General features: G+C 69.0%; 20 protein-coding genes. 9 read left to right on the forward strand and 11 right to left on the reverse strand.

The window, feature by feature from the left end; all coding sequences use genetic code 11:
• Positions 1–31 precede the first annotated feature (31 nt).
• Positions 32–532, forward strand: coding sequence for a hypothetical protein (locus IEV93_RS07475; RefSeq protein ID WP_229704953.1), 501 nt, complete (start codon positions 32–34; stop codon positions 530–532).
• Here IEV93_RS07475 and IEV93_RS07480 read toward each other — a convergent pair.
• Positions 466–1,482, reverse strand: a complete 1,017-nt coding sequence (locus IEV93_RS07480; protein ID WP_188488364.1) for a GlxA family transcriptional regulator — start codon at positions 1,480–1,482, stop codon at positions 466–468. The genes IEV93_RS07475 and IEV93_RS07480 overlap by 67 nt on opposite strands.
• An 82-nt stretch (positions 1,483–1,564) precedes the next feature.
• Between IEV93_RS07480 and IEV93_RS07485 the strand changes: the two genes are divergently transcribed.
• Positions 1,565–1,774 carry a hypothetical protein gene (locus tag IEV93_RS07485; RefSeq protein ID WP_188488366.1) on the forward strand — a complete coding sequence of 70 codons (210 nt, stop codon included), beginning with the start codon at positions 1,565–1,567 and terminating at the stop codon, positions 1,772–1,774.
• Positions 1,775–1,815: 41 nt separating this feature from the next.
• Positions 1,816–2,679: an SGNH/GDSL hydrolase family protein gene (locus IEV93_RS07490; RefSeq protein ID WP_188488368.1), complete on the forward strand. Its 864-nt coding sequence runs from the start codon at positions 1,816–1,818 to the stop codon at positions 2,677–2,679.
• Here IEV93_RS07490 and IEV93_RS07495 read toward each other — a convergent pair.
• Positions 2,666–3,244 carry a TetR/AcrR family transcriptional regulator gene (locus tag IEV93_RS07495; protein WP_188488370.1) on the reverse strand — a complete coding sequence of 193 codons (579 nt, stop codon included), beginning with the start codon at positions 3,242–3,244 and terminating at the stop codon, positions 2,666–2,668. The two genes, IEV93_RS07490 and IEV93_RS07495, sit on opposite strands and share 14 nt — an antisense overlap.
• 87 nt (positions 3,245–3,331) lie before the next feature.
• On the opposite strand from IEV93_RS07495, the gene IEV93_RS07500 reads away from it, so the two are divergent.
• The gene (locus IEV93_RS07500) at positions 3,332–4,210 is read left to right on the forward strand and encodes an SDR family NAD(P)-dependent oxidoreductase (RefSeq protein WP_188490441.1); all 879 of its coding nucleotides are present in this window, start codon (positions 3,332–3,334) and stop codon (positions 4,208–4,210) included.
• Here IEV93_RS07500 and IEV93_RS07505 read toward each other — a convergent pair.
• From IEV93_RS07505 to IEV93_RS07515, 3 genes are all read right to left on the reverse strand, one after another.
• Positions 4,203–5,798, reverse strand: a complete 1,596-nt coding sequence (locus IEV93_RS07505) for a GMC oxidoreductase (protein WP_188488372.1) — start codon at positions 5,796–5,798, stop codon at positions 4,203–4,205. The genes IEV93_RS07500 and IEV93_RS07505 overlap by 8 nt on opposite strands.
• Before the next feature lie 113 nt (positions 5,799–5,911).
• Positions 5,912–6,466, reverse strand: coding sequence for a TetR/AcrR family transcriptional regulator (locus IEV93_RS07510; protein WP_188488374.1), 555 nt, complete (start codon positions 6,464–6,466; stop codon positions 5,912–5,914).
• A 36-nt stretch (positions 6,467–6,502) separates the two neighbouring features.
• Positions 6,503–8,008 carry a bifunctional phosphatase PAP2/diacylglycerol kinase family protein gene (locus IEV93_RS07515; RefSeq protein WP_188488376.1) on the reverse strand — a complete coding sequence of 502 codons (1,506 nt, stop codon included), beginning with the start codon at positions 8,006–8,008 and terminating at the stop codon, positions 6,503–6,505.
• A gap of 144 nt (positions 8,009–8,152) precedes the next feature.
• On the opposite strand from IEV93_RS07515, the gene IEV93_RS07520 reads away from it, so the two are divergent.
• Entirely contained in the window at positions 8,153–8,815 is a 663-nt protein-coding gene (locus tag IEV93_RS07520; RefSeq protein ID WP_308690925.1) for an SRPBCC family protein, read from the forward strand.
• A 10-nt stretch (positions 8,816–8,825) separates the two neighbouring features.
• On the opposite strand, the gene IEV93_RS22500 is transcribed toward IEV93_RS07520, so the two are convergent.
• Genes IEV93_RS22500 through IEV93_RS07535 form a run of 3 tightly spaced genes read right to left on the reverse strand, consistent with a single transcriptional unit; the run spans position 8,826 to position 12,147 of the window.
• Positions 8,826–10,190, reverse strand: coding sequence for a glycosyltransferase family 2 protein (locus tag IEV93_RS22500; RefSeq protein WP_229704955.1), 1,365 nt, complete (start codon positions 10,188–10,190; stop codon positions 8,826–8,828).
• Positions 10,187–11,164 (reverse strand): glycosyltransferase family protein, encoded by a 978-nt coding sequence (locus IEV93_RS07530; protein WP_188488377.1) that lies wholly within the window; start codon positions 11,162–11,164, stop codon positions 10,187–10,189. The genes IEV93_RS22500 and IEV93_RS07530 overlap by 4 nt, the downstream gene beginning before the upstream one ends.
• A gap of 17 nt (positions 11,165–11,181) precedes the next feature.
• A complete protein-coding gene (locus tag IEV93_RS07535; protein ID WP_308690927.1) occupies positions 11,182–12,147 on the reverse strand; it encodes a WcbI family polysaccharide biosynthesis putative acetyltransferase in 966 nt (321 codons plus the stop codon).
• A gap of 98 nt (positions 12,148–12,245) precedes the next feature.
• Between IEV93_RS07535 and IEV93_RS07540 the strand changes: the two genes are divergently transcribed.
• Genes IEV93_RS07540 through IEV93_RS07555 form a run of 4 tightly spaced genes read left to right on the forward strand, consistent with a single transcriptional unit; the run spans position 12,246 to position 16,226 of the window.
• Complete coding sequence (locus IEV93_RS07540) at positions 12,246–13,316, forward strand: glycosyltransferase (RefSeq protein WP_188488379.1); 1,071 nt, start codon at positions 12,246–12,248, stop codon at positions 13,314–13,316.
• Positions 13,313–14,416, forward strand: a complete 1,104-nt coding sequence (locus IEV93_RS07545; protein ID WP_188488381.1) for a glycosyltransferase — start codon at positions 13,313–13,315, stop codon at positions 14,414–14,416. Before IEV93_RS07540 ends, IEV93_RS07545 begins: the two co-directional genes overlap by 4 nt.
• Positions 14,413–15,408, forward strand: coding sequence for a glycosyltransferase (locus IEV93_RS07550; protein WP_188488383.1), 996 nt, complete (start codon positions 14,413–14,415; stop codon positions 15,406–15,408). Before IEV93_RS07545 ends, IEV93_RS07550 begins: the two co-directional genes overlap by 4 nt.
• On the forward strand, positions 15,405–16,226 hold the full coding sequence (locus tag IEV93_RS07555; RefSeq protein WP_188488385.1) for a glycosyltransferase family 2 protein: 822 nt from the start codon (positions 15,405–15,407) through the stop codon (positions 16,224–16,226). The genes IEV93_RS07550 and IEV93_RS07555 overlap by 4 nt, the downstream gene beginning before the upstream one ends.
• A gap of 108 nt (positions 16,227–16,334) precedes the next feature.
• Here the strand turns inward: IEV93_RS07555 and IEV93_RS07560 are convergent, their stop codons facing one another.
• The 3 genes from IEV93_RS07560 to IEV93_RS07570 all read right to left on the reverse strand — a co-directional run bounded on the left by IEV93_RS07560 (position 16,335) and on the right by IEV93_RS07570 (position 19,501).
• Entirely contained in the window at positions 16,335–17,735 is a 1,401-nt protein-coding gene (locus tag IEV93_RS07560) for a fatty acid desaturase family protein (protein ID WP_188488387.1), read from the reverse strand.
• Between the two features lie 68 nt (positions 17,736–17,803).
• Positions 17,804–18,901, reverse strand: a complete 1,098-nt coding sequence (locus IEV93_RS07565) for a ferredoxin reductase (RefSeq protein WP_188488389.1) — start codon at positions 18,899–18,901, stop codon at positions 17,804–17,806.
• Between the two features lie 192 nt (positions 18,902–19,093).
• Positions 19,094–19,501 carry a nuclear transport factor 2 family protein gene (locus IEV93_RS07570; RefSeq protein WP_188488391.1) on the reverse strand — a complete coding sequence of 136 codons (408 nt, stop codon included), beginning with the start codon at positions 19,499–19,501 and terminating at the stop codon, positions 19,094–19,096.
• Between the last annotated feature and the right edge of the window lie 91 nt (positions 19,502–19,592).

The following is a 19,592-nucleotide window of genomic DNA, read 5'->3' on the forward strand; positions in this document are numbered from 1 at the left end:
GCGCTTGGTCGGATACCGGTACGGTGGCGGCGTGAACAGCTCAGTGGTGGTGGCCGTCGGGATCGCAGCCACGGTGGTGGCGATCGTCGGGTACATCGGATATCGACGTCAGGAGGGGGCGCGTCTGGATCGCGAGGCTGCGCTCGCCTCGCGACTGCGCGAGCTCGCCGGTGGCGACCCGGTCCGGCTGGCCGCGGTCGACGAATTCGAGACCCGGATCTATCAGCGGCTCTTCGGGGTGTCGACGGTGTCGCCGCGGGTCACCGCCGCAGCGTGGGCGTTCCTGGGTGCGGTGTTGTCGACGGTCGGTCTGTTGGCCACGAAGCCGCTCGAGGGCGCGCTCTACGACGCGGTGTTCTACCTGTTGATCGCGTTCGCGGTCATCTTCGCGATCGCGTTCCTCGTGCTCCTGGTGCTCGCCGTGTACGCGGCGACCAGCCTGCCCCGGATCTCGTTCGAGGACGCCTACGTCGACGAGCCGGATGCGACGAGCGTCGAGCCCGGGTCACCGGGGACGGCCGCCGCCGACTGATCAGGGCACCCGAAACGGCGCCGATAAGCGGTCGGGGACACCCCGACCGCGGCACCGAAGTGGTGTCGGAGCAGCGTGGCCGATCCGAAACCGACGCGTGTCGCCACGTCCTCGATCCCGATGTCGGTCGACTCCAGAAGATTTCGCGCGTGCAGGACCCGCTGCTCGGTGAGCCAGCGGTGGGGGCTGGTCCCCACCTCGTCGGCGAAGCGTCGGGCGAAGGTCCGGGCCGACATGTGTGCCCGCCGGGCGAGGTCGCCGACGGTGATGTCGGTGTCCAGGTTCTCCAGCATCCACGAGAGCACGGCCCCGAAGCCGTCGGTGGAGCAGTCCGGGACGGGTGCGGCGACGTATTGCCGCTGTCCACCGTCGCGATGTGGCGGTACCACCATCCGCCGGGCGATGGCGTTGGCCACGGCCGGTCCGTGCTCCTCGCGCACCAGATGCAGGCAGGCGTCGATCCCCGCCGCGGTCCCCGCGCTGGTGATCACCGGGTACTCGTCGACGAACAGCACGTCCGTGTCGACGATGGTGTCGGGGAAGGCCGCGGCGAGCGCCGCCCCGTGCTTCCAGTGCGTGGTGCAGCGCTTGCCGTCGAGTAGTCCGGTCGCTGCGATGAGGAACGCGCCGGTGCACACCGACAGCAGACGGCCACCGCGGGCGACGACCTCGAGCAGCGTGCGCACGACCTCGTCGAGGTGTTCGCTCTCGGCCGGGCCGCCTGGGATGGCGACGAGGTCGGCGTCGAGCGCCGCCGACAGCGGGTGGGGCGCGATGACGAACGCGCCGTTGCCGCTGTTCAGCGGCACGCCCGGGGTGGGGGAGCAGATCAGCAACTCGAACGGCGGGACGCCGTCCTCGGTGCGATCGAGGCCGAAGACCTCATGGATGACCCCGTATTCGAACAGGGCCACCGGTTCCTGGACGATCACCGCGACGGTTCGCAACATGACGCCAGTGTGGCAGAAACTTTGCCAACACTGGCCATGCTGCCACTGGTGGCGCGATCTGCTTGGTCGCATAGTTCCTGTCATGACCATCGCAGTGATCCTCATCCCCGTCCTCGTCGTCGCCGTTGTCGCGGTCTTTCGCAACCAGCTCGACACCGCCCACCTCTCTCGCGTGCCGTTCGGTTTCGACCACGAGTTCGGCCCCGATTCCAACCGGATCCGCGAAGAACTGGCAATACTGACGAGAACCGACGAAGTGGTTGCGGCGCAACGCCACAATGCGCTTCGATGACCCGGTAAGCCCTGCCCCGGCCACGCCAGGAGTTCTCCACGATGTTTCACCGACGAATGCTCGCCGCCGTCATCGGCGCCCTCGCTCTGTCGGTGGTCACCCCGGTGGTGGCCGTCGCCGCGCCGGCGCCGGTCGAATACGCCAACCTCGGTGACAGCTACAGCGCCGGGTCCGGCGTGCTGCCCCTGGTTCCGGGGGCACCCCTGCAGTGCGCGCGCTCGCAGAACAACTTCTCGCACATCGTGGCGGCCCGCCGCGGCTACCGGCTCACCGACGCCAGCTGCGGATCGGCGCGCACGGCCGACTTCTTCGGCCCCCAGGCCGGCGTGGCCGGCACGCAGGCGCAACTGAACGCGGTCCGTCCGACCACCGCCATCGTCACCGTGATGATGGGCGGCAACGACTCCGGGACGTTCGGCGGAACGCTGCAGGCCTGCATCCGCGCCGCCCTCACCACGCCGGGTGTCGCCGACCCCTGCCGCAGGCAGTACGGCCAGTCCCTGATCGCCCCGATCGCGGCCCGGACGCAGCCCGCGTTGACGCGGGGATTGCGGGCCGTCCGCGCCAAGGCGCCCCGGGCGCGGATCTTCGTGGTCGGCTATCCGTCGGTGTTCCCGCGCTCCGGTAACTGTTCCGGCGGCTTCCTGATCGCCCCGGGTGACACGCCCTATGTCCGCAGCGTCGCCGACGCGTTGAACCTCGCGGTCCGCCGGTCCGCGGAGGCAGTCGGTGCGACGTTCGTCGACATGGCCCCGGCGTCGGTCGGGCACACCGCGTGCACGTCACCGGGAGTCCGCTACGTCGAGCCGATTCTCGGTACGACGCAGCTCATCCCGGCTCACCCGAACGCACGCGGTGAGCGGGCGATCGCGACGCAGGTGCTGGCCGCGATCAATCGGCGCTGACGAGTGCGGCAACCGCGGCGACGACGACCTCGCGGCGACGGGCGACACCGACATCGGTGACGAGCACGTCGTACTCCCGCACGTTGGACTCCCAGAACCCGGACAGATGAATGACCAGACCGAGCAGTTCGGCGGCGGTGAACGTCGTGGGTAGCAGCCCGTCCGATTGCGCCCGCGCCACCGATTCGATCTTCGCGGCATTGCTCGCGATAACCACCTCGAGCGCGGCGTCGGCACCTCGTTCCAGTCGGTGCCAAGTCGCCAGGCGTTGCACCCACGGCCGACGCCGATAGGAGTCGTGGAGTCGGCCTGCGTACTCCGGAAGGTCGGCCGGATCGATCGGGACCTCGTCCACCGTCTCGCGACACATCTGGTCGAAGACAGCGTCGAACAGGCCGTCCTTGTTGTCGAAATAGTGGTAGATCTGCGCTTTGTTGCTCCGGGCCGCGTCAGCGATTCGGTCGACCCGCGCCCCGGCGACGCCGACGGCGGCGAACTCGTCACGCCCGGCCTCGAGTAGTCGCCGCTGCGTAGAGGCGGGATCGCGAGTGGTGCCGGGGGACATGCCGCGATCTTATCAACCGTTTGGTTGCCAACTCGCGACTCCAGGTCTACCGTCGCTATCAAACGAACAGTTAGTTGATAGGGGAAGATCATGACAATTTTTCTGGTGACCGGTGCATCACGTGGACTCGGTCGATCGATCACGTCGTCGGCGCTGGAGGCGGGCCATTCTGTGGTCGCGGGCGTCCGTTCGATCGCAAGCCTCGACGACCTCGCGGCGGCACACGGCGATCGACTGCGGGTGGTGGCGTTGGACGTCACCGACGAGACGGCAGCTCGCGCAGCAGTGGCCACCGCGGTGGAGTCGTTCGGCGGTCTGGACGTGGTGGTGAACAACGCCGGGTACGCCAACATCGCCAGCATCGAGGAGGTCGACGCAGGCGACTTCCAGGATCAGGTGGCGACCAACCTGTTCGGAGTCGTCAACGTCACCAGGGCCGCGCTACCGGTTCTCCGCACACAGCGATCCGGCCACATCATCCAGATCTCCTCTGTCGGTGGGCGTCTGGCCACCCCGGGACTCGGTGCCTACCAGACCTCGAAGTGGGCGGTGGGCGGGTTCTCCTCCGTCCTCGCCACCGAGGTCGGCTCGCTCGGCATCAAGGTCACGGTCCTCGAACCGGGCGGCATGCGGACCGACTGGGCCGGTTCGTCGATGCGGGTGGATCCGATCGGCCCCGACTATCAGGCGACCGTCGGAGCTTCGGCGCAGATGCACGGCGGCGCGACCATGGCGAGCGACCCCGACAAGGTGGCGTCGCTGGTACTGCGGATCGCCGAGATAGACCAGCCCCCACTGCGATTGCTGGTCGGCCAGGACGCCTACACCTACGCGACCGCGGCCGGGCGGGCGTTGCTCGCGTCAGACGAGCAGTGGGCGGAACTGAGCGTGTCGACGACGGCCGACGACGCCACCGCCGAGCACCTCGATCCGCTGGGGTCCGCGGCGAGCCGAGTCGTCAGATGAGGGATCCGACGTCGGTGGCGACGATCTCGTCGAGGGCGCGCTCGGCCACCGCCGCGATCGTCATCGACGGGTTGCAGGCCCCGGAGTTGCCGGGCATCAGCGCGCCGTCGAGGACGTAGAGGCCCTTCTGTCCCTTGACGCGGCCCTCGAGGTCGCAGACCGCACCCATGTTGGCGCCGCCCAACGGATGCCAGGTCGAGGGGAACAGCAGGTTGGTGTCGACCAGGGTGCTCGCGGGTCCGGCGATCGACCGCACCGTGGGTCCGATGCGCCGGTTCTGGATGACGTGGTCGCCCTCCTTGGGCCACCGCAGTGTCGCGTCGTCGGACGCCGAGTTGTAGACGAAACGACCGCGGGCGTCGCTGACCCCGTACCCGACCATCATCGTGCTGTGGGCGTCGACGCCGAACGACGGGATCGACGCCTGGATGACGGTGATCGCCGACGACGGGTCCTTCCAGTCCAGGCTGCCGAACACCACCGGCCCACCCTGGACCGCGCCGAAGTCGTCGGCGAAGTCGGTCCACAGGTAGATGCGGTCGGCGTTGCTGCCCCATCCACGGCCGAGATCGTCTGGCATGTCCGGGATCTGCCCTTTGGCCGACGCGCGCATGAGGAGCTTGGTGGTGTTCATGGTGCCGGCCGCCATCACCAGGGTGGGGGTGGTCAGGATCTTGTTCTCCAGGACCCGACCAGAGGTGTCGATGCGGTCGACGTGGACGATCCACCGGCCGTCCTTCGCGCGCTCGACGTCGGTGACGTGGTGACGGGTGGCGACGGTGACCCGCCCGGTGGCCTCGGCCTGGGCGATGTAGGTGACGTCGACGCTGTGTTTGCCGCCGTTGTTGACCCCGAGAGCGCCGGACCCGTCGGTGTAGGACGGCTTCATCTTCCCGCGGATCTCGTCGAGGGCGTAGTTCCAATCGATGGGCATGGGGATCTTCGACACCGGCAGACCCGCGCGGCGGGCGCGTTGTGCGAACACCCTGGGCGCCTTGTAGTTCGGCGTCCGGATGAGTTCGTCCGGGGCGACCTCGAGCTGCAGCATCCGGGCCACCCGCGGGTAGTGGACGCGTGCCATCCGCTCGTAGTCGAGCGCCTGCGGGAAGTGGGAGTTGAACACCGCCTCCGACGGCTGCAGCGTCATGCCCTGGTAGACGAGCGATCCGCCACCGACGCCGGCCGCGCACAGGGCGGTCATGTTCTCTCCCGGTACCGCCTCGATCAGTCCGGTGTACGGCTCGAGTGCGACCGGTCGACCGAACAGCGTCGGGGCGGACTTGTACCAGAGAATGCGCTTGTCGGGGTTGAGGGGTGTGGCGAAGGTGTTGGCATTCGGGCCTGTGCGCCAACGGTTCCCGCGCTCCAGGACGAGGACGTCCACGCCCGCCCGGGCCAGACGCAGCGCCGTCACGCCGCCGCCGAACCCCGATCCCACGACGACCACCCGGTGTTCCTCGCGGGTGGTGCGGACGCGATCGACCTGTGCGGCGATGCCGGTGGCGGCGTGGGCGAGCGATGGGGCCGCGGCGGCCAGACCCGCTGCGGCCGCGCCGGTCAGGAACGAGCGGCGTGTGGTCACTGACAAGGGATCCCCGATTTCACGACGAGAAGGCTGCGCACCGAATGGTGAGGCACGTCACGGACGGACCTTAAACTAGACACTCGGGGGGGTGAGTGTCAAGATTCGCGTCGGCTGGGTCAGTCGCCGGTCGCGGTCATCGCGGGCAGCAGCCACCGCGTCAGGAAGCGGCGCAGCGAGTCGTCGGAGTGCACGGTCTCGTCGTCGAACAGGATGACCGACACCCCGAGCCGCAGGACGATGTCGACGAGACCGTCGAGCTCCGGCGCGATGTCTGGGTGCCGAGCGGCCATGGGTTCGAGTATCTGGCGGGCAACGGGTTTCGCGCGGTCCATCATCCCGTCGTCGAAGAAGGGGTTCGCTCGTCCCGGATCGAGCAGTGTCGCCAGGACGGGGTGTGCGCGCACGGCGCCCCGCCCGGCGACGAGCAGTTCCACGATGTAGTCGAACGGAGTGGTCGTCGCCTCGAGGCGCAGCGTGATGTCCCCGAGTGCGGTCAGGGCGAGGCCGACGACGGCCTGCGAGACAAGGTCCTCGCGGGTGCCGAAGATCGAGTAGATCGTCTGCCGGGAGACGCTCGCCCGGTTCGCGACCGCGGCGATGGAGACGGCGTCGAACCCCTCGGACTCGATGATCTCGACGGTCGCGTCGAGGACCTTCTGCCGCGATCTCATGGGTTCATCCTCGGCCACGCGGACACGGCGCCGCGCTCACTTCCCGTCGGTCTCGTCGGGGACGGGGAGCGGGCGATAGACCGCCAGCGAGCGGGACACGATCTCGAAATGCGCCGTGCGCAGGTAGTCGCCCACCTCGCCGTCGTGGGCCACCAGGGTCTGGCCGTCGAGGGAGGTCACCGTGAACTCCGGCACCTCGAAGCGGTGGTAGAGCGCGCTGCGTTCGATCCTGCCGACCGCGAGCGCGGCCAGGATGCGGGTCGTGGCGAACCGGTGGTCCACATCGATCACCCGCACGTCGAGCAGGCCGTCGTCGAGGGTGAACCGCTGAGTGGGCGCGAACCCGCCGGACCGGTACTGCGAGTTGCCCACGAACAGCAGTGACGTCCGGGCGGTCGTGCCGTTGAACGAGATCCGTACCGGTCGCTCACGTCGCACCGTCGACAGAGTCGCGTACACGCTGGCCAACGGCTTGCCGATCGTGTGCTCGAGGCGCTCTCGGGTGCGTACGAACCGCGGGTAGGCGCCGATGCTCGCCGTGTTGACGATGACGGTGGTTCCGTTGAGTCGGATGACGTCGACGAATGCGGCGGTGCCGCGTTCGATCGCGGTGACCGTCTCGGCGATGGTCGGGCACCCTATGTCGCGGGCGAAGTGGTTGAACGTCCCGCCCGGGAAGACGGCGAGCGGGGTGTCGGTGTCCAGGGCGATCGCCGCGGCCGTGGCCACCGAACCGTCGCCTCCCCCGATCGCGATGACGTCGGCCCGATCGGCCGCCGATCGCAGGATCGCCTCGACGTCGTCGTCGGATCCGATGGTGACGATCTCGGCCGCGGGCAGCGACCGGCGGACCTTGTCGATGATGCGCTCGCCGGTCCCCCCGCCCGAGGCAGGGTTGACCACCAGGACGACCCCCTCGCCGTCGGGTCGCGGCGGCACGGGCACGCGCGTCGACTCCGGGGTGGGCGGTCGGCGGTCCTCGTCGTCGGTGGGGTGCATCCGGGCCAGCCCCAGCGCGACCGTTGCGCCGATGCCGAAACCCACCACGACGTCGCCGGGGTAGTGCGCCCCGGTGGCCACGCGGGACAATCCGACCAGTCCCGCCAGCGGGGCCAGCGCCAGTCCGAGCTTCCGGTTCTCCGCGGCCACGCCGACCGCGAACGCGGCCGCGCTGGCCGAGTGGCCCGAGGGCATGGAGTTCGACGTCGGGGTGCGCACGATGCGCGCCCGCGGGACGGATCCGGCAATCGGCCGCGAGCGCCACCGCAGGCGTTTCGCCCCCTGGTTTGTGACCAGCGAGGTGACCGCGAGGCTCGCCATCCCGCGGACCGCTCCACGACGGGCGGATCGGCTGCCGAACACCCACAGCGCCGCGGCGACACCCATCCACAGTTTGGAGTGGTCGGCCGACCGGGTGAGACGACGCATCGGTTCGTCGAGAACGGGGTTGGCGGAGTGGGCGACTGCGTCGAACAGGGCGTGGTCGGTGGTGCTGAACCAGGATCGCGGGCGGACGGATGGTCGGGCAACACTCCTGGCCATCGGCCTCGTACCTTCTCTTGTCCGGGCGCGGCGGACGCGCTGTGGTGCGTGTGTGTCGGGGCGGTAGAGAAGGTGCCGCCCACGACGTCTGCCGCCACCGTAGTCGACGGCGCCGCGGCGCGTCTGTGCGTTACCGTCGGTCCCATGCACTATCGGCTGCGCCGCTCGGTGGCGACCATGACCCTGGCCACGGTCTTCGGGGTGTGGCTCCTGCGATGCCTCAAGACCTTCGTCTTCGCGGTCCTCCGGAACGACCAGGACGCCACCGTCCCCGACCCGCCCTCGGGTGCTCTGGCGCGGCGGCGCGTCATGCGGGTCTCCGACTCGATCGACGTCGCACGACCGGCCGGCGACCTCTACGCGATGATCAGCGATCCCACCCGGATGGGCGAGTGGAGCCCGGAGAACCGAGGTGCCCGCATCCTCGACCCCGCCGCCGACGGCGAGGCCTACGTCGGGATGCGCTTCCAGGGTCGCAATCTGCGCAACGGGGCCCGGTGGGTGACGCTGTGCACGGTCACCGCGGCCGACCCGGCGGAGCGGTTCGCCTTCCGCGTCCACGCCATCGGGGTGAAGAGGCCGCGGCTGCAGGCCCCGAACGCATCGTGGGAGTACCGGTTCGACGCGCTGCCCGACGGCGGGACCCGCGTCACCGAGGAATGGACCGACGACCGGACGCGCTGGCCCCGACCGGCCGTCGAGGTGTTCGACCGGATCGTGACCCGCGGGACGACGTTCCCCGACTTCCAGCGCCGCAACATCGCCACCACGCTCGCCGCGCTCAAGAAGGTCGCCGAGAAGTCCTGACCCCGCCGGCTCACCAGGCCAGTCGCGGGTGCGCCTCCACGTCGGTGATGTCGAGATCCGCCGGGTCGACGACCGCGGTCCCGAAGAGGTCGTCGGCCGTCGCGTCCGTGTCGGCGCCGAGTGCGTCGGCCCAGCGACGGGCCCGGGCCGCCGACCGCGACGTGGTCATGGTGAGCACCGGTGCGTCGGGCGAGCCGACCACGACCCGACCGACACCGGTGCGGTCGACGACGTCGACGAGGCGGTCGAGCGATCCGGGACCGAGCCGGATCCGCCCGTGACTCTCGACGACGAACCGGCTGCGCCGGGTGTCGTCGGGGATCCCGACGTGGATGCGTGCGTCGACATCGCCCCACTGCGCGCGCATCGCCGCCGCGTTCGGCCCGCTGATCCACACCTGGGTGTCCCCGCTCGTCACCAGCGACCCCACGGTGACCAGCAGTGATGCGGCCGAATGGCCCGCGGTGTCCACGATCGCGACGGTCTGCGGCACGGCGTACACGACGCCGTGGGTACGGGCGGCGGGGTCGGTGACCAGCGGCGCCAGCGCCATCGCCTCGAGGTTCTTGTCCTCGCGGTCCTCTCCGGTCCGCTCGGCCCAGTCGGCGCCGTCGTGCCACGCGATTGCCGTGGGGACGTGGGCGAGTACCGCGCCCGCGTCGAACGCGCGGTGCGCGAACTCCCAGTCCTCGCCCCCGTAGGAGGTGAACGACTCGTCGAATCGGCCGACCTCGTCGAACAGCGAACGCGTACAACTCATCACGGCACTGATGATGAAGCGGTACGACCGTCGATCGGCGTCGAGCAGATCGCGGGAGCCGGCGTAGGCGTCGCGCAGCCAGCGGGGTTCGGTCAGCTCCGGCGGCGGCGCGGCGCCCTCGGTGAACCAGCCGCGCAGGTCGGTCGGATCCCACCCGGTGAGATCCGCGTGGCGGCGCCGACCGACGGTCAGCGCGTCCGGCACCGCCGTGGGCAGTCGGGTGATGTTCTCGACGTAGGCGGGTTCGGGGACGGTGTCCGCGTCGAGGAAACACAGGATCGATCCGTCGGCCGCCGACGCCCCGAGGTTGCGGGCGGCGGCCGCGCGGAAGCCGTGGTCGGGCTGACGCACCACCGTCAGGTTCAGCAGATCGCGGTACGCCCCGACATCGGGCGGGGTGGGCGAACCGTCGTCGGCGACGACCACCTGCAGCAGCGACGCCGGGTGGGTCTGCAGCGTCAGCGCTTCGAGCAACCGGTCCAGCTGCGGCTGCTGCCGGTAGTGGGGGACGACGACGGTGACCGTGGCCGCCCCCCGGTGCTCGTCGGGCACGAGATCCCACCGGTTGCCCGGGACGACCCACCGGCCGTCCGGCAGCGACAGCGGACGGCTCACCGACGTGACCAGGCGTCGAACCGAGCGCGGTACAACTCGCCGACCTGCGCCGACGTGGGGTACACGACGACGTCGTCGGCCAACCAGGTCAGTTCCGGCTCGGCCGCGGCGGCGGCGACGGCGCCGCGGAGATCGTCGAGGGAGTCGCCGTGCAGCCACAGGACGCCGGGCGAGTTGGCCTCGATCTCGGCGGTGTAGCGGTTGCGGGGGACCAGCGGTCTGCGTCCGGCCTCGATCCACGTGTTGATCGACGCCGACGCGGACAGATGCCGGTGGTACGCCACGGGCACGGCGACCGACCGCAGGGCCGCCTGCAGCGCCGAGTCGGGGACGAATCCGGTGGTCTCGAACGCGACGTCGACACCGGCCGCGCGGGTCGCCAGGTCGGCGACCATGTCCTCGTGCCCGTCGGCGACCGCGCCGAGGGCGAGCAGTCCGAGATCGGCGTCGAGCGAGCCCAGCGCCTCGATCACCTCCGCATGTCCCTTGCCCGGGTAGATGAACCCGAGCACACCCACCACGGCGCGGACCGGCGGTCGGTCACCGGTCGGTGTCGGAGAACGGTCGATGGCGAGGGGGATCACGTCGATCCCGCGGCGATCGGAGTGCTCGGAGAGCAATGTGCGTTCGTGGTCGCTGGAGACGACGACCCCATCGGCGGCGTCGATCACCCGCCGGTACGCCTCGACGCGCATCGCGAACGCCCGCCCGTCGGACGGTTGCGGCACGTCGTGCAGCGTCGTCGACACCGGTCGATCCGACGCGCTCGCGAACGCGACGAATTCGTCCGCGCCCAGCGTCGCGGTGTCCCCGAACAGGCGGTCGGTGAAATGGATGTGAATCCGTTCGGCGTCCGGGATGATCGTCTCGCGTAGCTCCGCGACGTCGCGGGCGGTCACCACCGGGCCGCCGAGGGTCGCGGCGCAGGCGACCGCGTGGCGCACCACGCCGTGCCGTCGCGGACCCACGATCACGTGGCAGACCGTCGGCGTCACGGCGTCAGCCCCAGGACGCGAATCCGCTCCGCGTGCCGGTCCAGCGCAGCGGCGACGAACTCCGGATGCTCGGCGTACCAACGCATGTGCACGCGATGGACGTCGTCGGGATCGAGATCGGCACCGTCGACCACCCAGTGCGGGACCGGCGAACCGTCGAGTCCCAGTGCGCGCAGCACCCGGGCGTCCAGCGGCGCCCGCACACCACCGAGAAGATCCCGATCGGGCTCGCGCACCGCGCCCTCGACCCCGACGGCATCGAGAATGCGTCGTGCGAGCTCGACGAGCACGACGTTGCCCGGGTGGTTGATGGTGTGGGCCGCGTGCCGACCGGCCGGGGCGAGAACGTCGGAGACGGCGATGTCGGTGTCGCGGTGCTCACGCCGGATCAGCTCGGACACACTGAGATCGGCCGCGAGACGCAGGTTCTCGTCCGTCACCTCGACGTCCCACGGATCGGATTCCCTGTGCCCCTTCGCAACTGCGAGAACAGTCCGCAGATCGTGGTACGGGACGCCGTCGGGGACCGCGCTGGGTGCCGACGGGTGTCGAACGATGATCTGGAACGGATGCAGTCCGGCGTAACGGATGACCGGCCACCGGATCACCTGCGCATCGGCGGGGAGCAGCGCGTGCAGATCCTCGGTCCCGATGGGCAGGGATCGGTAGCCCGTACGCACCGGTTGCGACACCAGGACCGCGGTCCGGCTCAGCAGTCGTCGTACGTGCGGCAGGTCCGTGGGCTCGAGCTCGTGAACCGGGGGCACGCGAACGGTCTGGTAGGGGGTATCGTGGGATGAACTCACCAGCGTTCGCACAGCCTCGGCCTGGCAATTGCCCCAGACCAGCATCAGCGGCGCAGTGGCCGAATCCGTGCCGGGTAGTCCGTAGAAATCCCCGTAATGCCGGGTCCGTCCGTCCACCATGCTCACCAGCGCAACGTAGCCGGGGTCGACCCGCACGCGCCACATCACCTCGATTCACCCCGCCGCATCGGCAGCCGAGCCCAGGTCCGATCTCGCGGCGGTGAGTCCGTGTTCGTCTCGCGAAGAAGGGCAGCATGATCACAGTCGCTTCCGTCCCGTCCGCACACGTCTACGTCGACCATCTCGCGCCGACAACCACCCCCGCTGATCAGGTCAAACGGGTTGTCCGTCTGCCGGACCCGACGCCGGCGAACGCGACGATGGACGGGCAGTGGTGGCCGCCGCGGCTGCTGGAGAACGACTGGCTGCTCGCGCACATCAACGGATTCGACGTGCTGCACGTACATTTCGGTTTCGACACCTTCGCCCCCGAGGACCTCGCGGCGGTCGTCCGTACGCTCAACGCGTTCGACAAGCCGCTCGTGCTGACCGTGCACGACCTGCACAATCCCCATTTCCCGGACAATCGCACGCACCTCGCGCAGCTCGACGTGCTGGTGCCCGCGGCGCACACGGTGATCACCCTGACCCGGGGTGCGGCCGACGCCATCGCAGCGCGGTGGGGCGTTCGTGCGCAGGTCATCGGCCATCCGCACGTGGTGCCGTTGACGCAGATCGGGCGACCCCGCCCGCACTCCGACGGCTACGTCGTCGGCGTGCACGCGAAGAACCTGCGGGCGAACCTCGACCCCCTGACCCTGATGGACACCCTGGTCGAGGCGGTGCGTGCCATCCCCGACGCGTCCCTGCGGCTCGACATCGACAACGACGTGTTCGACCAGTTCAGTCACTGGTACTCGCCGACGATCGGCGCGAAACTATGCGACTACGCGACCTACGACGAGGTCGACATCCGCGTGCACCCGCGCTTCGACGACGCGCAGCTGTGGACCTACATGTCCTCCATCGACGTGTCGGTACTTCCGTACCGCTACGGCACCCACTCGGGATGGCTGGAGGCGTGCCACGATCTCGGAACCGCGGTCATCGCCCCGACCTGTGGGTTCTACGATCAGCAACAACCCTGTGCGACTTTTGATTTCGGTTCCGACACCTTCGATCCGTCATCGTTGATCGACGCCGTCGTCCGTACCCACGCCACCTCGACCGTCCCGGCGTCCCGGGAGCAGCGTTGCGCCGACCGTGACGCGATCGCCGCCGCGCACGCCGAGGTCTACGAGCGCGCCCTGGGTGATGCCCGATGATCGACCGCCCCTTACGCGTCGCGATCCTGGCGTCCTCGAGCTACCCGATCCAGCAGCCGTTCGCGGGTGGTCTCGAGGCGCACGTCTACTACCTCGCGCGCGCACTGCAACAGCGCGGACACCACGTCAGTCTGTTCGCCGCGCAGGGGTCGTCGGTCGACCTCGTCGCGGAGTTGCTACCGGTGCGAACGCTGGAACTCTCGCCGGTCTCGGTTGCGGATCCGTCGACCATGCCGAGCGCGGTCCGCGAACACCACGCTTACCTCTCGGTGATGCTCGAACTAGCCGGGATCCGGTCGAACTCGTTCGACATCGTCCACAACCACAGCCTGCATTACCTGCCCATCGCCATGTCGGCGACGCTGCCGGTGCCGATGGTGACGACCCTGCACACCCCGCCGTTCGCGTGGCTGGAGTCCGCAGTGGCCATCGCCCCGGACCGGGCGAACACCTTCGCCGCGGTCAGCGAGTTCGTCGCCGATCAGTGGCGTCCCGTGGCGCCCGAGGTGTCGGTGGTGCGCAACGGCATCCCGGTCGGCGACTGGCCGGCCGGGCCCGGTGGCGACCACGCCGTGTGGTCGGGACGGATCGTGCCCGAGAAGGGCACCCACCACGCCATCGAGGCCGCGCTCATCGCGGGTGTCCCGCTGCGCATCGCGGGGCCGATCAGCAACCCCGACTATTTCCGCAGCAAGGTCGAACCCCTGCTCGGCGACACGATCACCTACGTCGGCCATCTGCGGCAGAAGGCACTGGCCGAACTGGTCGGCGGTGCCGCGGTGGCCCTGGCGACCCCGGTGTGGACAGAGCCCTACGGGCTGGTCGTCGCCGAGGCCCTGGCCTGCGGTACCCCGGTGGCGTCGTTCCGACAGGGCGGGATCCCCGAGATCCTCAGCCCGGCGTGCGGCGTCCTGGTCGACCCCGGTGACAGCGCGGCCCTGGCGACCGCGATACCGCAGGCGGCGGCACTGTCGCGGTCGGCGGCACGCGCGCGGGCGGAGAGCTTCTGCTCCATCGAGGCCATGATCGACAGCTATGTGGACCTGTACGGCACCGTGATCCGAGGTCGAGAGGCCGTCCTCGAGCGGTCGATCGCGTGATCGGCTACTACGTCCATCACCACGGCGTCGGGCACATGACCCGCGCCGACTCGATCTCCCGCGCGCTGGAGGAACCGGTCACGGTGCTGTCCTCGCGTCCCCGCCCCGCCGAGCACGGCAGCACCGACTGGATCGGTCTGCCGATGGACACCGACCCCGCTCCGCCCGTCGATCCCACTGCCGGATCGGTGGTCCACTGGGCGCCGATCGGGGTGGTCGGACTCACCGACCGGATGGCGGCCATCGCGGCCTGGATCGAGCGGACGTCGCCTCGTCTCGTCGTGGTCGACGTCTCCGTCGAGGTCACCGTGTTCATCCGGCTGATGGGCGTGCCGGTCGTCGTCATGGCCATGCCGGGCTTCCGCGGCGACGACGTCCACTCGCTCGCCTACCGGATGGCGTCACACATCGTGGCGCCGTGGTCGCGCGATGTCTACGACCCCGACTGGTTGCGACCGTTCGCCGACAAGACCACGTACACCGGTTCGATCAGTCGTTTCGACGGCCGCGATCGTGACGTGTGCGACGAGCCGCCGACCGTACTGGTTCTCGGCGCGGCGGGCGGTACCTCGCTGACCGAGGAGATCCTGGCCGGCTGGGCCGACCCGCGATACTCCACCCGCGCGGTGGGGTTCGGCGGAGCGGGCTGGGTGGACGACGTCTGGCCGCTGCTGTGCAGCGCCGAGGTGGTCCTGACCCACGCCGGGCAGAACGCCGTCGCCGACGTCGCCGCCGCGGGGGTGCCCGCGGTCATCGTGCCGCAGCAACGGCCCTTCGGCGAACAGATCGCCACCGGTCACGCGCTCGCCACCGCGCGGATCGCCGCCGTGACCACCACCTGGCCGACCGCCGACGAGTGGACCCCGATCCTCGATCGCGCGAGCGCACTCGGCCGCGACAGGTGGGCTGCGCTGCAGACCGCGGGCGCCGCGACACGAGCGGCCCGAGCCATCGCCGCCGCCGCGGACGCATCAAGCAGCGTGGCCCGATGAAGGTCGCCGTCGTCACCGTCGTCGCCGGGCGACACGACCATCTGACCGCCCAGATACGGGGACTGATGTCGTCCACGGTCGAGCCGTGTGAGCACGTCGTCGTCGCGATGGGCGATGATCGGATCGCGCCGATGCTCGCGGAGATCGGGTCGTCGGCCACCTGCATTTACATCGCCGCCGACGGCCGACTCCCGCTGGCGCAGGCACGCAACCTCGGTGCCCGTCGTGCGATCGAGAGCGGTGCGGACCTGCTGGTGTTCCTCGACGTCGACTGCATCCCCGGTCGTAACCTGATCGCCCGCTACGCCGCCGCCGCATGGGAGTCCGACAACCGGGACTGCCTGCTGTGCGGTCCGGTGACCTACCTGCCCGAGAACACCCGTGTCGGCGACAGTCGATCGCTCGACGACCTGACCGCGCCGCACCCGGCACGACCCGATCCGCCGAACGGACGGGTCGAACCCGGCGCCGACTTCGACCTGTTCTGGTCGCTGTCGTTCGCGGTGGAGCCGAGCACGTGGTCGGCCATCGGCGGGTTCTGCGAGGACTATCGCGGCTACGGCGGCGAGGACACCGACTTCGCCGCGACCGCCCGGCAGCGCGGCATCGGGTTGCGATGGATCGGCGGCGCCCACGCCTACCACCAGCACCACCCCGTGTCCGACCCCCCGGTCGAGCACCTCGACGACATCATCGACAACGCCCGGGTGTTCTTCGACCGGTGGGGTCGGTGGCCGATGACCGGATGGCTCGACGGGTTCGAGCAGCAGGGTCTCCTGCGACGGGACCCCGACGGGATCATCGCCCGCTCGGCCTGACGCCGCCACCGCACACCTCGTGAAACGCCGAACGCCGGCGATGTGGAAGTCCACATCGCCGGCGTTCGTGCGAAACGTCAGCGCAGACCGGACGAGCCGGTCACACGATCAGTCGCGGTCGGGCATGTCCACCCGGACACCGTCGCCGGGCTGTTCCGGGCCGGCGTTGGGGTGGTCCTGGGGCAGGCGACCGCGGAACCGTGCGGCCTCGCTGTCCTGCAGACCGGTGCCCGAGTGCTGCGGGCGGTGGTACGGACCCGCCTTCGGACGCACGCGGCCACCGGGGAACGCCAGACGCAGGATGGTGCGCTGCACCTGTCCCCACTGCTGCAAGAACGGGCCGGTGTTGTAGGGCAGGTCGTAGCGCTCGCAGATGTCCTTGACCTTCGGAGCGATCTGCGAGTACCGCGAGCTGGGCATGTCCGGGTAGAGGTGGTGCTCGACCTGGTAGCTCAGGTTGCCGCTGGCGATGTGGAACAGCGGGCTGCCGTCGATGTTGGCCGCTCCCACGAGCTGACGGGCGTACCAGGCGCCACGACTCTCGTCGGCCGCCTCCTCCTGGCTGAAGGTGTACGCCTGGTCCGGGAAGTGTCCGCAGAAGATGATCGCGTTCGACCAGACGTTGCGGATGATGTTGGCGGTGAAGTTCGCCCAGAAGGTGGCGACGAACGTGTCCTCGACACCCGGCAGTGCCTTGTCGGCGAACTTCGCGACGCGGTTGGCCGGCTTGCTGTTGAGCTTGCGCAGCTGCCTGCCGAGCCGAGAGGTCGGGCTCTGTCGCACCCGACCGCCGGTGGCGAGCGCGGTCAGGGCGAAGGCGCCCGCGCTGATACCGGGCCAGCCGATGTAGTCCTTGATGACCTGGGCGCGCATCTTGCCGCCGATGCCGCGCAGGTCCTTGACGACCTCGGACGGCGACTTCTCGCCGCGACGCAGCGCCTCGAGGTCGAGATCGTGCAGGGCGACGCCCCATTCGAAGAAGGCGATCAGGAGCAGGTTGTAGACAGGCTGCGCCAGGTAGACCGGGTTCCACTTCTGATGCGGGTCGATCCGCATGATCTCGTAGCCGAGGTCTTTGTCCTTGCCGCGGATGTTGGTGTACGTGTGGTGCACGTAGTTGTGTGAGTGCTTCCACGACTCGGCGGTCGAGGCGGTGTCCCAGTCCCACACCGACGAGTGGATGGTCGGATCGTTCATCCAATCCCACTGGCCGTGCATGACGTTGTGGCCGATCTCCATGTTCTCGAGGATCTTGGCTGCGCCGAGCGCCGCCGTACCGGCGAACCACGCCGGCTTCGATCGCGAGTTGAGCAGGACCACGCGACCGAGCGCGGCGAGCTGTCGCTGCGCGGCGATCACGGACTTGATGTAGTTGCGATCCTTGTCGCCGAGGTCGCTGTAGACCTCGTCATGGATCGCGTCGAACTCCTTGCCCAATCGCTCGATCGTCTCTTTGTCGAGGTGCGCGATGGGGTTCTGGGTGGTGGGGCGTTGTTCTGTGGTCGTCATGATCGTTCCTCCCTGGTGGATCATCATGGAGATGTCGTTCTGATCGTTCGGTGGGGCGATACGTGGAGCTAGAGCTCAACTTCCACGGCGCCTTCGGCGCTGTTGACACAGATCCGGATGGACTGGCCCTCCGGAGAGGACACGTCTCCGGTCCGCAGATCGCGGACCTGTCCCTTCCTCAACACACCGGTGCAGGTGTGGCAGATGCCGATCCTGCACCCGAATTTGAGGTCCAGGCCCGCTTCTTCGCCTGCCTGCAGGATGGGTACTCCTGGTTCACACTCGAACTCGGCCTCGCTCTTGGTCATCGTGACCGTGCCGCCATCACCTTCGCCGGGGTCTGCGCCGAAGGTGGGTTGGAAGCGTTCGAGCAAGATCTGGTCACCGATGTCGTTGGCCTTGTAGTGCTCGACGAGATCGTCGAGCAATTCGGCGGGGCCGGACGCCATGGTGGTGCGTTCACGCCAATCCGGACACAGCTGGTCCAGATCCTCGGGCTTCATCCGGCCTTCGTCGCCGGTGACCCGCAGGTTCAACGTGAAACCGTCGTGAGCTTTGTCGAACCGCTCCAGCTCGCGCAGGAACATCGTCTGTTCGCGCTTGTGGATGGAGTGGATGGACACGATGTCGTTCATCTCGTCGCGGTGGTCGAGTGCCCGCATCATGCTCATGATCGGCGTGATGCCGCTGCCCGCGCTGATGAACAGCATCTTCTCCGGCAGCGGATCGGGCAGCAGGAACGTGCCCTCGACGTCGCTGAGGCGAACGATCTCACCCGGTCGGATCGCACGCACGAGGTACGGCGACACCGTGCCGTTGTCGACGTACTTCGGAGAGACGCTGATCAACCCGTCACGCGGTTCGGGATCCGAGGTGAGCGAGTACGCCCGCCAGTGGAACTTTCCGTCGATGACCAGCCCGAGTCGGACGTACTGGCCGGGATCGTGGCCGGGCCACTCGTAACCGGGCTTGATCCAGACGGTCGAGGCGTCGGTCCCCTCGGGGGTGACCTCCTCGACCCGTCCGCGAAGTTCCTTCGTCGTCCACAGCGGGTTGATGAGCTCGATGTAGTCATCGGGCTCGAGCGGGCTGAAGAGCGCCTTGATCCCCTTGAGGAATCCCCGACGCAGCGGGGACACCTGAGGAGTTGCGCCGCGTTCAGCCACGAGCAGTCGGAAGGGTGGAAGGAGAAGACACGTGACCTCGCATTGAGAAGCTGACAGTGGTCAGGGACGGGCGGTGCTCGCGAGCTCTGCCCGCGACGATTGGACTACATCGGCACAGAGCTGTGACTCACACCATACCGTCGAACGTTGATTGATGGACCGTTTAACGGAAATCAGTGAACACCCGTCCACTCAAAATACTCGCACGGACGGGTCGGCCGCTTCAAGCCGGATCTGATCGAACTGCGCACCCATGGCCTCGGAGAGTGCGTTGGCCGCCGACAGCGGCCGGACCATCACCATGAAGTCGTCGATGAGTCCGTCGGCGTCCACGTGGAGGAAGTCGCACCCGTTGACCGATTTCCCGTCCACGGTGGCGGTGAACAGCAGCGCATGGTCGGTACCGCCGGCGTCGTCGATCTCGCGGACGTAGGTGAAGTCCTCGAACACCCGCATCACCGCACGCAGGATGGCGGCGGTGATCGCCTTGCCGGGGTAGGGCTTGAACGCCACCGGACTGGTGAACACGACGTCGTCGGCGAGGAGTCGCTCGATGGCGGCGTGGTCTCGGGCCTCGACGGCCTGGCGGAAGGCATGCAACGGCGTTCTCCGATCGCGGGGGTGCGGGTTCGAGTCGAGCTTCGCAGCACCGAGCGGCCACGGGCAGGCGATCGGTGGAACGAATCCGGGT

It is taken from the genome of Williamsia phyllosphaerae (assembly GCF_014635305.1).
Classification (GTDB): Bacteria; Actinomycetota; Actinomycetes; order Mycobacteriales; family Mycobacteriaceae; genus Williamsia_A; species Williamsia_A phyllosphaerae.